The sequence below is a fragment of the Bifidobacterium sp. JNUCC 75 genome, from assembly GCF_054819865.1.
The window spans coordinates 1,807,439-1,823,441 of record NZ_JBTHIF010000001.1; the positions used below are offsets into that span (position 1 = coordinate 1,807,439).

General features: G+C 59.3%; 6 protein-coding genes and 3 pseudogenes. 8 read left to right on the forward strand and 1 reads right to left on the reverse strand.

Translation table 11 applies throughout. The features are described from left to right. Positions 1-258: 258 nt before the first annotated feature. From ACVWNW_RS07175 to ACVWNW_RS07200, 6 genes and pseudogenes are all read left to right on the forward strand, one after another. Positions 259-3,850 (forward strand): annotated as a pseudogene (locus ACVWNW_RS07175) (acyl-CoA dehydratase activase-related protein); the annotation flags it as partial. Positions 3,851-4,320: 470 nt separating this feature from the next. After that, positions 4,321-5,727: pseudogene (locus ACVWNW_RS07180) on the forward strand (acyl-CoA dehydratase activase-related protein); the annotation flags it as partial. An 86-nt stretch (positions 5,728-5,813) separates the two neighbouring features. After that, positions 5,814-6,458 (forward strand): sugar O-acetyltransferase, encoded by a 645-nt coding sequence (locus ACVWNW_RS07185; protein WP_454481966.1) that lies wholly within the window; start codon positions 5,814-5,816, stop codon positions 6,456-6,458. Between the two features lie 328 nt (positions 6,459-6,786). After that, complete coding sequence (locus ACVWNW_RS07190; RefSeq protein ID WP_390895354.1) at positions 6,787-8,142, forward strand: glycoside hydrolase family 30 protein; 1,356 nt, start codon at positions 6,787-6,789, stop codon at positions 8,140-8,142. Positions 8,143-8,394: 252 nt separating this feature from the next. Further along, positions 8,395-8,502: pseudogene (locus ACVWNW_RS07195) on the forward strand (hypothetical protein); the annotation flags it as partial. A 101-nt stretch (positions 8,503-8,603) separates the two neighbouring features. Further along, the gene (locus ACVWNW_RS07200) at positions 8,604-9,875 is read left to right on the forward strand and encodes a glutamate-cysteine ligase family protein (RefSeq protein ID WP_454481970.1); all 1,272 of its coding nucleotides are present in this window, start codon (positions 8,604-8,606) and stop codon (positions 9,873-9,875) included. Between the two features lie 71 nt (positions 9,876-9,946). On the opposite strand, the gene ACVWNW_RS07205 is transcribed toward ACVWNW_RS07200, so the two are convergent. Beyond that, positions 9,947-10,570, reverse strand: a complete 624-nt coding sequence (locus ACVWNW_RS07205; RefSeq protein WP_454481972.1) for a TetR/AcrR family transcriptional regulator — start codon at positions 10,568-10,570, stop codon at positions 9,947-9,949. A gap of 323 nt (positions 10,571-10,893) precedes the next feature. On the opposite strand from ACVWNW_RS07205, the gene ACVWNW_RS07210 reads away from it, so the two are divergent. Together ACVWNW_RS07210 and ACVWNW_RS07215 are read left to right on the forward strand one after the other, a co-directional pair. Then, positions 10,894-13,146 (forward strand): exo-alpha-(1->6)-L-arabinopyranosidase, encoded by a 2,253-nt coding sequence (locus tag ACVWNW_RS07210; RefSeq protein ID WP_454481974.1) that lies wholly within the window; start codon positions 10,894-10,896, stop codon positions 13,144-13,146. A gap of 148 nt (positions 13,147-13,294) precedes the next feature. After that, positions 13,295-15,631, forward strand: a complete 2,337-nt coding sequence (locus ACVWNW_RS07215) for a glycoside hydrolase family 3 N-terminal domain-containing protein (protein WP_454483428.1) — start codon at positions 13,295-13,297, stop codon at positions 15,629-15,631. The last annotated feature ends 372 nt before the right edge of the window (positions 15,632-16,003 follow it).

Consider the following 16,003-nt stretch of genomic DNA (forward strand, 5'->3'; position numbering starts at 1 on the left):
GATGCAGCTGCACTAGTCTATGGTTTGCCTGTACCGGCAGCATTTTTGCTGGCGACTGTGTCAAAGGTGACAGTCTTGATTCCCCGATATTGCAAAAGTTATTCACGCTCTGGCGGTAGCATAAATAAAGCAAGCCGGATATGATGTGGTGTCTGCTTTTCAACCCCATCATGCGGCGGTCTCACGGATTGAGGTTGTTTCATGTCTGATGGCGTCGACATAGCGGGTCGATATAAGGGCACAGGACCGCGGGATCTCCTGCGTGTGGGTTTGGACATCGGTTCCACCACAGTCAAGGCCGTGGTTCTTGGCACAGGGGACAGGCTGGATCAGGCGCTTTTCAGCGACTATCGCCGCCATCATGCCAATGTACGGCAGTGCGTGGCGGAACTGGTCACGGATATTAAGCTCTCCCTATCACGGGTTGGTCTGGCCGGCAATCCCATCAGCCTGGTAATCACCGGCTCGGGCGGGTTGGAGCTGGCAAGCCAGCTTCAGGCCGAGTTTGCCCAGGAGGTCATTGCCGAGACCGAGGCCATCAACGCCACCTATCCCGAGGGGGATGTGATCATCGAACTGGGCGGCGAGGATGCCAAGATCACCTATCTGAAGCCCACTCCGGAGCAGCGGATGAACGGGTCCTGCGCGGGCGGGACTGGTGCTTTCATCGATCAGATGGCCACCCTGCTCAATACCGATGCTTCAGGCTTGAATGATATGGCCTCCAAGTACAAGACCATTTACCCCATAGCCTCGCGCTGTGGGGTCTTCGCCAAGTCCGACCTCCAGCCCCTGATCAACGACGGAGCCGCCAAGGAGGACCTGGCCGCGTCAATCTTCAACGCCGTTGCCACACAGACTATATCCGGGCTGGCCTGCGGACGTCCCATCCGCGGCAACGTAATCTTCTTGGGTGGGCCCCTCTTCTTCATGAGCGAGCTCAGGGAGGCCTTTAAGCGGATCCTCCAGGATAGGGTCAGCCGCTATATCATCCCTGAGAACGCACACCTCTATGTGGCCTATGGCGCTGCCGTCATGGCTGGTCGTCAGGAGCAGGACGACCAGGATAATGCAGCGCAGGTCAAGACCGACTACTCGCCAGAAACCGATGTGAACGACCCCTTCGGTCCGGCTTGGGGGCTGGACCAGGCGGAGGTCGACAAGGCGCGGTCCGAAAAGGCTTCGAGCCTGGACAAGATGGCTCTGCAGGATGCCATGCAGGACGGCCGCACCACTACCTTGGTGGACGGTGAGAATAAGGTTCCGGCGACAGAAACCGCCAAAAATGCCATCCAAAATCAAGAGATGAACTTTGATCTGACATCGCTGGATGGCGTCCTCTCAGCCCTGAAGGGCCTGGAGAACATGCCATCCACGGCCAGAACGATACGCCCGCTCTTCCTGAACGAAGACGAGCGCAAGGAGTTCAACGACCGGCATGGTGCCGAGATCATCCCCACCGGGGACCTGTCTGGGGCCAAGGGGCCACACTTCCTGGGCATTGATGCAGGCAGCACCACCATCAAGGCCGTGCTGATCAACGACGACAAGACCATCGTCTGGTCCACCTACGGAGTGCATAAGGACAGTCCGCTGATCGCCGCCGCCAACATCGTCAAGGAGGTCAGGAAGTCCCTGCCGGAGGGTGCCTATATCGCCCGTGCCTGCGCTACCGGATATGGTGAGGGCCTGGTCAAGGCCGGCTTGCACGTTGACGAGGGCGTGGTCGAGACCATGGCCCACTACCGGGCAGCCGAGGAGATCAGCCCCGGTGTTACCTCGGTCATCGACATTGGCGGGCAGGATATGAAGTACATCGCCGTCAACGACGGGGTCATCGATTCGATCTGCGTCAACGAGGCCTGCTCGGCCGGCTGCGGATCCTTCCTGCAGACCTTCGCCCAGTCCATGGGTATCAGCATCCAGGAGTTCACCAAGCAGGCGTTGGCTTCCGAAGCCCCGACCGATCTGGGCTCCCGCTGCACGGTTTTCATGAACTCCTCGGTCAAGCAGGCTCAGAAGGAGGGCGCCTCCCCGGAGGATATCGCCGCAGGACTTTGTTACTCGGTGGTCAGGAACGCCCTCTACAAGGTCATCAAGCTGCGTGATGCCAACGCCCTGGGGCCGGTGGTCGTGGTCCAGGGAGGGACCTTCCTCAATGATGCTGTTTTGCGGGCCTTTGAACTCCTGACCGGTCGCAAGGTGACCAGACCCAACATCGCCGGGCTCATGGGAGCCTACGGCGCTGCGCTGACGGCCCGCATGCACTGCCCGCAGAATGAGGAGGTCGCGGATCTTGCTGCAGTCAGTTCCCAGATGGCCCACCCTTCAGTGAACGTGGTCGACGGGGGAAAGTCCGTGGGCAGCACGCCCACTACCCCTAATATGGCTCCGGCTTCCACCAGGTCAAGGTTGTCGCCGGCCGCCGTCAACAAGATTGGCACAAACGGCTCGGCCAACGTTGCCTCCAAGAACGACCAGGGCTTCAAGACGACCCTGCCTGGTCTAAAAGTGGAGAACGGCCATGTGGTCAGCTCCATACTGGCAGGGGACGATCTGGATAACCTCTCCATGACCACCACCCACGATGTCTGCAAGCTCTGCCAGAACCACTGCAAGCTGACCATCACCGAATTCGAGGACGGCGGCCGCTACGTGACCGGGAATCGCTGCGAACGTGGCGGAGACAAGAACAGGAAGCGCTCCGACAGGCCCAACCTCTACGACTTCAAGTACAAGCGGGCCTTCGCCTACCGCCGTCTAACCCCGGACAAGGCCACCAGGGGCGATATCGGCATTCCCCGCGTGCTCAACATGTATGAGGACTACCCCTTCTGGTTCACCCTGCTGACCTCACTGGGCTTCCGGGTCATGATCTCCGGGCGGTCCAATCACGAGCTCTTCGAGAGCGGTATGGAGTCCATCGCCTCCGAGAACATCTGCTACCCGGCCAAGCTGGTCCATGGGCACATTCACTCCCTGGTCGACAAGGGCATCAAGACCATTTTCTATCCCTGCGTCACCTATGAGCAGGAGCTGGTTCCCGATACGGACAACCATTACAACTGCCCCATCGTGGCCAACTACCCGGTGGTGATCGAGGCCAACATGGCCGAGCTCAAGGAGAACGGCGTCCGCTTCATGCGGCCTTACTTCAACCTGTCCAACAAGGAGAAGATGGTCGAGCGGATCGTCAAGGTCTTCGACTGGGCCAAGGTGAGCGAGGAAGAGGCCCGGACGGCTGTCCAGGAAGCCTACCGTGAGGATGCCCGGTTCAAGGAGGACGTCCGCCAGGAGGGGCTTCGTGCCCTGGCCTACATGCAGGAATACGGAGTCAAGGGCGTGGTTCTGTCAGGACGCCCCTATCATGTGGATCCCGAGGTCAACCACGGCATTCCCGAAACCATCTGCTCCTTGGGAATGGCCGTGCTATCCGAGGACTCCATCTGCGAGCTGGACGTGCATAAACTGCCCAAGCTGAGCGACTACATCATTCCGGCGGCGGGGGAGCGGGCCCTGGCCTCCAACAATCCCACGGCCGCCAAGTTCCGCAAGACCGTGCCGGGCTTTGGTGACGACCATCAGAAGATGCCTCTGAGGGTGACCGACCAGTGGGCCTACCACTCCAGGCTCTATTCTGCAGCCAGGTTCGTTTCCGAGTATCCCGACCTGCAGCTGGTCCAGCTGGTCAGCTTCGGATGCGGCGTGGATGCCATCACCACTGACCAGGTCCAGGAGATTCTGGCCGACAAGGGCGATGTCTACACGCAGCTGAAGATCGACGAGGTCTCCAACCTGGGTGCTGCCAAGATCCGTCTGCGCTCGCTGAAGGCCGCTATGGACGAACGCCACCAGCGGGATCTGAACCAGGAGGACAGCGAAGACCAGAAGGAAACCGCCGCTATGGAGCAGGCGCCCGCGAAGGTCGCGGTCAAGGATGCTGACCCATTGCCTGACATGGTTCAGGTGGAGGATTCATCCGATTCGCAAGGTCCGCAAGATTCTCAGGAGCCTGCCGGACATATCGAAGCAGCAGGTGTGGATGCGTCCGACCAGCTGAAATCCGACGGGTTCCGGTCCACCAACGCGCAGAAGATCAACCTATCCCAGCGCAAGGCCGACATTGTGGCCCTGGCCCGGTTCGTGGCTTTGCACGACAAGAGTGATCAGGGTCTGATAGGCCTCCACCCCATGGGCATCAGGCCCATCCGGGAGACCATGGCCTCGCGGCAAAAGGTGCAGGAGGCTGAAAGCAGGTCGGCAGAGCATCCAGCCGACCAGGGCAAAGATGTTCAGGCTAGCGGGGCCGCTGCCAAGCCGACCCTGTCCAAGTACGCCACTGAGCATCGCTTCACCAAGGAGATGGGACACAAGTACACAGTGGTAGCGCCGCAGATGTCTCCTGTGCACTTCTCCCTCTTGGAGGCGGTCTTCTCCAGCGCGGACTATCACTTCGAGCTCCTGAAGCATGCCACGGCCGAAGACATCAACACCGGCGTCAAGTACGTCAACAACGATGCCTGCTTCCCTGCCATCATCGTGGTGGGGCAGCTGGTCAACGCCTTCCTGTCCGGCAGATTCGACCCGCACAAGTGCGCGGTAATCGTCACCCAGACCGGCGGCATGTGCAGGGCCACCAACTACTATGGCCTTCTGCGCAAGGCCATGGCTGATGCGGGCTATGGCTACGTCCCGATCATTACGCTGAGCGTCCAGGGATTCCGGGCCAACCCTGGTCTTCAGGTAACCCCAGCCCTGCTGCACCGCGCCGTCAAGGCCTTCTACCTGGGCGATGCCATGATCGAGTGCCTGCTCAGGGTTCGCCCCTACGAGCAGGAGCCCGGATCAGCCAACAAGCTCTACAAGCTCTGGGACACGATCTGCAAGGAGACCATCGAGCACCACGGGTACTCCAAGACTGCCAAGAAGGTGTACGGCCACGGCTATCTGCCCTATGGCACGCTGATGAAGCGGATGATCCGGGCCTTCGACCAGCTGCCGCTGCGCAATATTCCCCGCAAGCCCCGGGTGGGCGTAGTAGGGGAGATTCTGGTCAAGTACCATCCCGATGCCAACAACCACGTGGTTGACCTGATTGAGAGCCAGGGCTGCGAGGCCGTGCTCCCCGGTGTCTGCGACTTCATGGTCAACGGCATCTCCAACGCCGAATGGAATGAAGAGATGCTGGGTACAGGCGGCCAGGTGGGTGTCAAGAAGATTGTCCTCAAGGCTGCGGATGTCTACCGTGCCCCGATGATTGCCGGCTTCAAGGCTTCCCATGGGAAGTTCGATATTCCCGCCCACATCAGCGATCTGAGGGAGAAGGCCGCTTCGGTCACCTCCTTGGGTGTTCAAGCCGGAGAGGGCTGGCTCCTGACTGGAGAGATCATCGAGCTTATTCAGTCCGGTGCTCCCAACATCGTCTGCGCACAGCCCTTCGCCTGCCTGCCCAACCATGTGACTGGACGTGGCATGTTCGGCAAAATACGCAGGACCTACCCGGAGGCCAACATTGTCTCGATTGACTACGATCCCGGCGCCTCGGAGGCCAACCAGCTCAACAGGATCAAGCTGATGATCGCCGCTGCCAAGAAGCCGGGCGACCAGCAAAAGCTCAGCCAGGACCATAAAGCCGACGACGGCTTCCAAGCAACGGAGGCGACCGGTCTGGATGCGGGGCAGGCAGCACCCGTCCAGGACGAGGAGAAGGTTCTGGAGAGCCTGTAGCCGCTAGGCCGAGGCCGGTGTTTGGAGCCAACGCGTCGGCCTTGGAATTGCTGAACCACGAAGATCAAGGAAATAGGGGGGTTCCCATGACTAGCCGCGAAGAGATCAAGGCTCTGCTGGATACCGACCAGATATACATTGCCGATACACCCGAAATGAAGCAGGTCCAGGACGCCCAGCAGGATCTGGTCTTTGAATTCAACGCCTGTCGTCCCAGCCAGGTGGAAAAGAAGCAGGACCTCTGCAGGCAGATGTTCGGTTCGTTTGGCCAAGGCAGTTGGATTGAGGGACCGGTGCGGGCCAACTGGGCCTGCAACACCTACTGGGGAAGCAAATGCTATGCCAACTTCAACCTGGTTCTGGTTGACGATGGACGCATTGACATAGGCGACCACACCATGTTCGGACCAAACGTCACCATCGTCACCACCGGGCACACCATTCGCCCCGATATACGTGCCTATGGAACGCCCCAGTTCACGGTTCCGGTCAGCATTGGCAGGAATGTGTGGATCGGAGCAGACGCCATCATCATGCCGGGAGTGACCATCGGAGACAACACGGTCATCGGGGCAGGATCCCTGGTCACCAAGGACATCCCTTCCGACGTGGTCGCCTACGGCCATCCCTGCAAGGTCGTCCGCCCCATCAATGACCACGATTATGAATTCTTCTGGAGGGATCGCCGGTTTCAGCCGCCTTATGATGCCCGGCCCTTCATAATGGATTAGGCGGGTTGATTGAGAGCTGGCTCCCTGGATTCCTCTGCAGTCTGGTGTCTGGCATCCGTGTGCTGGTTTAATTCCGGCGGGCACGGTTTTAGCCTCGGCGATGCCTGGGTTTGATCAGCTCCTTGAACCGGTCCCATTCTCGGACGTAGCCGATTCTCGGCTCACGTACCGTTGAGGGTATACGGCAGCCTTACTCATGGCTATTGTTTCGCTCTGCCGGGATGTGTCTTTATCCTGGTGACTGAAACATCAAGTGACCTGTTCTCTCCGGGTATTCCGGCTGGGCGAATGGGTATATAGAAACGCTATGCAAAGGAGCAGAACATTCATGAACAAGAAGGCAGGGCTAATCTGGATAGCAACCACTCGCCAGCAAGCCATGCAGGAACATCCTCTGGCACTTTCGACTCTGGAGTCATCGCCCGATCTGGAATGCACCGGCGACAAGTTGCAGGCCCTACGAGGGTTTGGCGGCTGCTTCAATGAGCTGGGGTGGCTGCCCTTGCAGGAGTTGGGGGAGGAGAAACGTGAGGGGGTCATCCGTGAGCTCTTCAGCCCTGATGAGCTGAATCTGACCTTCAACAGGACCCCGGTCGGCGCCAACGACTTCGCCGCGAGCTGGTACAGCTACGACGAGACCGACGGCGACTACGACCTGGAGCATTTCAGCGTCGACCACGACGAGCAGACCCTGATTCCATACATCCGACAGGCCCAGAAGTATCAGCCGAACATGGGACTGTTCGCCAGCCCCTGGAGTCCGCCCACCTGGATGAAACGGCCCAAGGTCTACAATTTCGGGCGAATCGACATGAGCGAGCGCAATCTCACTGCATATGCTCGCTATCTTCTGGAATATGTGCGCGAGTATGACCGCCGCGGCATTCACATCGACCAGCTTCATGTGCAGAATGAGGTTTTCGCGGATCAGAAGTTCCCCTCCTGCCTCTGGTCCAGCGAGGACATGCGCATCTTCATCCGCGACTATCTGGGTCCCCTCTTCGCCAAGGAGGCGCCGGACACGGCCATCTTCTTAGGAACTCTGAATGGTCCCGAGGATATGAAATTCGGTCCCGAAGGCATGATCCTGGAGAACTACAACCGGTATGTGGACAACATCCTTTTCGATGAGGACTGCCGTAGGTACATCGCCGGCATCGGTTACCAGTGGGCCGGCCAGCATGTCATCGAGCGCACCCGCCAGTCCTGGCCTGAGATCGAGCTGGAGCAGACCGAGTCCGAATGCGGCATGGGCGGCAACACCTGGGAGTACGCTGAATACGTCTTCTCGCTGGTCAACCGGTACCTTCGGGCCGGAGCCACCTGCTACACCTACTGGAACATGGTCCTGGGCCAGGGCATATCCACCTGGGGATGGCGGCAGAACTCCCTCTTCTCCGTCGACACGGCCACTGGTCAGGTCAGGCGGAATCCCGAGTACTACGTCATGCGCCACTACTCGCACTATGTGCGCCCTGGCGCTCGCCTGCTGGATACTCGCGGCCATTTCAGCTCCATGGCCACAGCCTTCGAAAATCCTGATGGATCGGTCGTTGTCGTGGCCCAGAACGCCCTGGACCGCGCCATGCCCTTCTCCTTCTCTGGACCCGGAGGGGATAGCGAAAGGAGCCAAGGTTTCCAAGTGACCCTGGAGCCACGATCTTTCAACACCTTCGTCCTATGAATTGAATCTCGTGAATTAAGATCGGAGTTCATCATGCCAGACCACGTGGTTCGGACCACGGACCACCCAGCTTTCCAAGGTAACAGGCGCCTTCCGGACAGGCTCATCTTCGGATGCTCCTACTACGATGAATATATGGTTTATGAGCGGGTGGACAAGGACATGTCCATGATGAAGTCCGTCGGTATCACAACCATGCGTATTCCCGAATCCACTTCGGGAACCTTGGAGTCTTAGCTCGGTGTATTCGATTTCAGCCATGTGGGCCGAGTACTGGATGCCGAAAGGCGCCTCGGCAACCAGGTCATCGTGGGTACACCCACCCATGCCGTCCCCGTCTGGCTGGCAAGGACTCTCTGACCACCATGTAAGAAAGCGGGAATTATAAGCTAGACGGATGACAGAATTTGAGGCCTGTCCAATCCGGGATTCGCGACCCTTCTGCGTAGACTAGAGTGGTGATGATGAGGCATAGAGTTTCGTACGCTCACCTGGGTGCGAAGGTGAACCCAAAACATGTGGACAGCCTGGTCGACTACTTCGAATCCGGGTGCAAACCTGACAGCGAATTCCGCTATGGTGTCGAAATAGAGCATCTGCCTGTGCGCAGAGGGGACGACAAGGCTGCCGGTTATTATGGCCGGGACGGCGTGGAGAACCTTCTGAAGGATTTGCGCCCCTACTACAGGCACGAAGAGGAGTATTGGGAGAATGGCCACCTTCTGGGTCTGGGCAGACCGCTGATGAAGGTCTCCCTGGAACCGGGGAGTCAGGTCGAATCATCCATAGGGCCCTGTGGAACCCTGGGTGAGTTGGTTGATCTCTACCAGTCCTTCCGTCAGGAACTTGACCCGATTGCCTCCAGAATGGGATTCCGCCTGGTTAACTACGGCTATCAGCCACGGTCGAGCTATGCCGATATCAGCGTGGTTCCCAAGGACCGCTATGCAGCCATGACCGACTACCTAGGTCGAGTGGGTCAGTATGGCCTCTGTATGATGAGGTGCTCGGCCTCCACGCAGGTAAGCATCGACTATCGGGATGAGGCCGATGCCGTGGCCAAGCTCAGGGTGGGAACCGCACTGGGACCAGTTATCTCATGGTTCTTCAGGAATTCACCTTGGTTCGAGGGCGGACCCAACCCCTATCCCCTCCTACGTCAGAGAATCTGGGATTTCACCGACTTCCAGAGAACCAACCTGTCCCCAGGCCTCTTCGATCCTGACTTTGGCTGGGAGGATTATGCGGTGGATGTCCTGTCGACCCCGCTCATGTACGTGGATTTGACACATACGCCCGAAGCGGCCGGGTTGGGACACGAAGGTCTTTGCCGCGTGGCCTTCAAGGACAACGCTGCGGATGTTTACCCGGACCGCCGCCTAAACGACTACGAGGTGGGTCACATCCTATCCACCCACTTCAATGACGTCCGTTTGAAGAAGATCGTGGAACTTAGGCATTGGGACTCTTTGCCCATAGCCCGAGCGATTCGTCTGACCGGAGTGGTCGGGAACACTTTCTACGACCAAGCCCAGTTTGAGCGGTTGACGGCTTTCTGTTCTCAGCTGGAGGAAGCTGACGTTTTCTCAGCCAAGGCCGACCTCCAGGCTAGGGGATCCCAGGCCAGGCCCTACGGACGATCGCTGGATGAGTGGGGAAACCTGCTTGGTGTGGAAGACAGCCTGGACAACCTGCCCGGCGACCCGGTACACCCTGATGTCTTCCAGGTCTAAGGTGGGTGGTCTGGTTCTGCCGGGTTCATGCCCCAGGACGACTGTGGCGATATGGAATGGGATTCTGTCTCTCAGCGATAGCCGCTCCAGGTGGGCAGGGGGAAGATGACCTCCTCACAGGCGGCCCAGAGCTGATTAAGGTCCTGACCGGGGGTGCGCAACCAGCGCAGCTGGATTCCGTCCATCATGCTGTATCCGGCTTGGAGTAATGGACGCAGACTTATGCCCTCCGGCAGGGCCCAGCGAATATTCATGGCAGTGTCAATGCTGCCGCGCTCGCGGTCCTCGAAATAGGCATGAGCTGGGTGGTGTGGATCAAGGGCCTCGGCGCTCAGGGTCGAGAACATGTGGACCAGAGCTGGGCGACCGGCGTTGATGGCGACCACCTGCCGCCACATTTCGGCCAGGAGGGGTTGGTCCTTGCTCCTGATGAGGCGGTCCAGCACCCGGTCCGTCTCGGAGTCGTATATCTCGTTCATTACTAGGTGCAGGAGGCCGTCCTTGCTGCCTACATGATGGAGGACCCCGGCCTTGGTCATGTGGACCCGGTCGGCTATACCCTGCAGGGTGGTCCCGTAATATCCCCTCATGCCGAAGGATGCGACTGCAGCCTCGATGATGGCTTGCCTGCTGGCGCGCCCGCGTCGGCGGGGCAACCTATCATCTGCTCTTTTGCCGCTGTCCCTGTCCGCCATCGCAGTCTCTTTCCGCCCCCACTAACTAGTTCAGTCCAAACCACCCGGTCAGGAACTCAGTTATAGGAAGGTTACCAACCATCTGGTTACCTGTGAAGCCATGCGTTGGTGGTGTGTCGACCCTATGAAAATGCTAATCTACCTACCAATTGGTCAGTGCCGTGAGATTCGTCAGATTGGCCCTCTTAACCCTGGTTTGGCTTTCCGGGACGGGCTCCGGAAGGGCCTTGGGCAGAGTACGGACCTGTACGACTGGCTGAGAGATACACCGAGTGTGTATGCGAAAAGGAACGTAACAGGCAAGGAAGCATGGAGCGGAGAGTATGAGTAACACAGAATATCCCACAGTCAAAGATTTGACCCTTGAGGAGAAGGCCAGTTTGACATCGGGGCAGGATGCCTGGCATCTGCAGTCGGTGGAAGGCAAGGGGATTCCCGGGTACATGATCACCGACGGTCCCCATGGCTTGCGCAAGGCCGACAGTTCTACAGGCAATGTGGATGTGAACCAATCGGTCCCCGCCACCTGCTTCCCACCAGCTGCGGGAATGGCCAGCTCTTGGGACCCGGACCTTGTTGACCGGGTGGGTCAGGCCATGGCCGAGGAGTGTATCCAAGAAAAGGTGGCGGTTATCCTGGGCCCCGGCGTGAACATCAAACGCAATCCCCTTGGTGGCCGTTGCTTCGAATTCTGGTCGGAAGACCCCTATTTGGCTGGCCACGAGGCAGTGGGAATCGTCACCGGCGTCCAGTCCAAGGGGGTGGGAACCTCGCTGAAGCACTTCGCCGTCAACAACCAGGAGACCAACCGAATGCACGTGTCGGCCAGGGTGGGTCAGCGTGCCCTACGTGAGATATATCTACCGGCCTTTGAACACATCGTCAAGGCCGCCCAGCCTTGGACGGTCATGTGCGCCTACAATCGTGTCAATGGGGTCCATGCCGCCCAGGACAGCTGGCTTCTCACCAAGGTTCTGCGGGACGAGTGGGGGTTCAGGGGAATCGTAATGAGCGACTGGGGGGCCGACCATGATCGGGTGGCATCCCTCAATGCTGGCCTGAACCTGGAGATGCCACCCAGCTTCACCGATGACCAGGTCGTCAAAGCGGTACAGGATGGCCGCTTGTCCGAAAACCAACTGAACCGGATGGCTCAGGGGATGATTGACCTGGTCAACAAGACCCGTCCGGCCATGCAGACCCAGGGCTATAAATACAACGTGGAGGCCCACAATCAGGTAGCGCGTCAGGCAGCCCTGGAATCCATGGTCCTTCTCAAGAATGAGGGGGGTATTCTTCCGGTCAAGCAGGGAGAATCCGTGGCTGTGATCGGCGAGTTCGCCCGCACCCCCCGCTATCAGGGTGGCGGATCCTCCCACATCACCCCGACCAGGATCACCAGCTTCCTGGATGCCGCGGCAGACAGGGGACAGGTCGTTGACTTCGTCCCAGGGTTCACCCTTGATGAGGCTGAACAGGACCAGAGCCTGACGAACCAGGCACTCCAGGCCGCTTCCAAGGCCGATAAGGTTCTTCTCTTCATGGGACTCCCCGAGGAGGCCGAGTCTGAGGGATTCGACAGGAAAACCCTGGACATCCCCGCCAAACAAATCGAGCTCCTAGAGGCCATCTCCAGCGTCAACTCCAACGTTGCAGTCATACTCTCCAACGGATCCGTGGTCTCTCTGACCCCCTGGAGGGACCAGGCCAGAGGGATTATCGAGGCCTGGCTCCTGGGTCAGAACGGCGGGCAGGCCCTGGCTGACGTAATATACGGGGATGTCTCTCCGTCGGGCAAGCTGTCTCAGACCATCCCCATGGACCTCTATGACGACCCCTCGATGGTCAACTGGCCTGGTGAGGAAGGCCATGTGGACTACGGTGAGGGCATCTATGTGGGCTATCGCTACTATGACACCTTCCACAAGGAGGTGGCCTACCCCTTCGGCTTTGGTCTGAGTTACTCCGAATTCAAGATTGACGATATCCGCGCCCTTCCTGACGGAAGGGGAGGAGTGCGTGTGACGGCACGGGTGAGCAACCTATCAGACGTGGACGGCGCCCAAGTGGTTCAGGTCTATGTGGCTCCGCGCTCGCATCGGGTCTCACGCCCGGTCCATGAACTCAAGGGGTTTAGGAGGGTTTTCCTGAAGGCAGGGCAGAGCGCTGAAGTTGTCATCGACTTGGATTCCCGGGCCTTTGCATACTGGTCGGAGGCATATGGCGACTGGCATGTGGAGAAAGGGACCTATGGAATCCAGGTGGGCTCCTCCAGCCGCGACATAAGCGCACAGGTGGACCTGGACCTGCCCGGTGACGGCAAGCGGCTTCCCCTGAACGAATGGTCCACCCTGCGCGAATGGGAGGATGATCCGGTCGGCGGGCCCATCGTCCAGAAGATGAAAGCCGAGGGGGAGGCCGGCCGTCTGCCTAAGTTGGATGACGCGGATGATTCTCCCGCTTCCTTCCTGGCTGGAATGCCGATTAATTCATTTTCCGTCCTGGTTGGCGAAGGAGGTACGAGGATGACCTCCTTCCTCTTAGATGAATACGCGCGCCAGACCGGGGTTCAGTGAGTCCGAAACCCATATTCGGGCCGCTGTTATCCAGTCAATGGACACGGGGAGATCGGCGGCCGGATGGTTCGATGCCAGACCGATCGATCAATGCAGAGACAGAGATATGGATCAAGATGAGGCTCGAGAAGGAACAAGAATGGCAGAGATGAAAACCGAAGATCAACGTCCGATCAGGGGTATGCCGTACCAGGATTCGACCCTGCCCGAGGGGGAAAGGACCCAGGATCTCCTGTCCAGGATGACACTGGAGGAGAAAGTGGGCCAGATGATGCAGCTGGAGGGAAGGAAGGAGTTGTTGCCGGATTTCATACTGCGCAGACATGTCGGATCCATCCTCCACACCAGCCCCGATGATCTGCCCGGGGCACTGACTATGGCCGTCCAGGAGACCCGGCTGGGGATTCCCCTGATAGTAGGCGACGACTGCATACATGGGTACTCCTTCTGGCCTGGGGCCACCATCTTCCCCAGCCAGCTGGGCATGGCGACCTCATGGGACCCCGAACGGGTCCGTCAGGCGGCCAGGGTCACGGCCGAGGAGGTGTCAGCGACCGGGGTCCATTGGACCTTCTCGCCGGTCCTCTGCATCAGCAGGGACACTCGTTGGGGCCGGGTGGATGAGACCTTTGGGGAGGACCCCCTCCTGATCGGGGACTTGGCCTCGGCCATGGTCAAGGGTTACCAGGGGGGAGCCAAGGCCGGAGAGCCCCTCCCCGAGGACGCTATCATGGCCTGCGCCAAGCATTTCGCGGGTTATTCGGAGACCCAGGGGGGCAGGGATGCCAGTGAGGCCGACCTTTCCCACCGCAAGCTCATGTCGTGGTTCCTACCCCCGTTCGAGCGGGTCGCCAGGGAGGGCTGCGGATCATTTATGCTGGGTTATGAAGCCATTGACGGCACTCCGGTCACTCTGAACCACTGGCTCCTGGATGAGGTCCTTAGGGGGCAGTGGGGCTACCGGGGGATGCTGGTGACAGACTGGGACAACGTGGGCCGCACCGTGTGGGAGCAACATATAGAACCCGACTACACTCATGCGGCAGCCGATGCTGTCAAGGCCGGCAACGATCTGATGATGACCACCCCCCAGTTTTACGAAGGGGCCTTGGAGGCCGTCCGTTCCGGCATTCTGGAGGAGGACCAGCTGGATCAGGCCGTGGGCAGGATTCTGGCCGTTAAGTTCCGGCTGGGACTATTCGAGAATCCCCGTCTGCCCGACCGGGAGAGAATCCGGACGATCATAGGTTCCCAGGAGCACAAACGCACCAACTTGGAACTGACACGTGAGTCGGTTGTTCTTCTGCGCAACGACGGTTCTCTCCCTCTGAAGGCCGAAACGGTACCGCGACAGGAGGAGGGTGTCCACAGACTGGCCGTGGTGGGACCTCTGGCCGATGATGCCCAGTCCCAGTTGGGAGACTGGTCCGGGGCTTCAGGCCAGGTGCCCTGGATGCGCCAGGGTCAACCCAGGGAGATGATCGTTACGGTTCGTGACGGTCTGACCTCCCTCCTTCCTGAGGGTTGGCAAGTGGACTACGCCCAAGGGGCGGATATCATCACCATGGTGGACGATCCTGCTGGCCCGACCTTCCAGGATGGCCAACCCAGACCCAAAATCGCCCAGTCGGCTCCCACCGATCAGGACCAGCTGGGTCAAGCCGTCCAGACGGCCAGGCGGTCTGATGCGGTCATCGCCGTCGTCGGTGACCTGGTCCAACTGACGGGGGAGGGGCGGTCGACGGCTACCCTCGAACTTATGGGTGGGCAGGCTGACCTGATCCGAGCCCTTGTCGATGTCTGCAGCCAGGAGGACAAGCCCCTTTGCCTAATTCTAATGAGTTCCAAGCCCCTGGTCCTTCCGGCCGAGGCCGACCTTGCTAACGCTCTAATCTGGGCACCTAGCCCCGGTATGGAGGGTGGAAGGGCCATAGCTGAGATAATCCTGGGCCTGACCGAACCCTCGGGTCGCCTGCCCATCTCCATGCCCCGGCACGTGGGCCAGCTACCGGTCTACTACAATCAGATTCGTGGTCAGCATGGCAACCGGTACGCCGACTTGACCCAGGATCCCGCCTTCGTTTTCGGCGAAGGCCTGTCGTACACGACCTTTGAATATGGACGCCCCTCGATCAAGGGGGGTCCCGGCCCCTTTGCCCACGACCAAGTTATCCACGCCAGTATCCCATTGACGAACACCGGCGGCCGACCCGGTGTGGAGGTGGTCCAGGCTTATGTGAGGGATCTTGTTACATCGGTCACCTGGGCAGACCGAGAGCTCAAGGCCTATAAGAGGGTCAGCTTGGAACCCGGTCAGACCGCCCAGGTCGAATTGGACATTCCGGTCTCCGCCTGTTCCATCGTCGACTCTTCGGCCCACCGGGTCGTCGAGGATGGGGAGTTCGATCTCCTGATCGGCCACTCCTCCAATGAGGACGACCTCCAAGCGGTCCGGTTCAGTGTGGCCGGGGTCCAGTCCGCCTAAGGCCAAGGGGCACAATTGGTCCCATCACAGCAATCCGGCCCCGAAGGGCTTACCGGAGGTGATTCCCCGGCACTTCCTTCGGGGCCAGATCGTCCCTATCGTTACGCCATCTCGAGGCGGCTGCATTATAAATCGATTCTCTTTGACTAATTACTTACTCATGAGTAAGATAAATCTTGTAAGTGGAAATCCAATCTGATTCGTATGGGATGGCCCGCCGCGCAGGAGCGGTTCGCTATCTACATCGCCGCTCAATGTTGAGGGACGGGCGAGGCGAAAGGAGCAAGGTTGCAAGTGGAATCCGTACATCCAACAATCCCATCGCGGGGGGGGGGCTTATAAGCCACTGGTTTTCCCGCTTCAGGCGTCAGT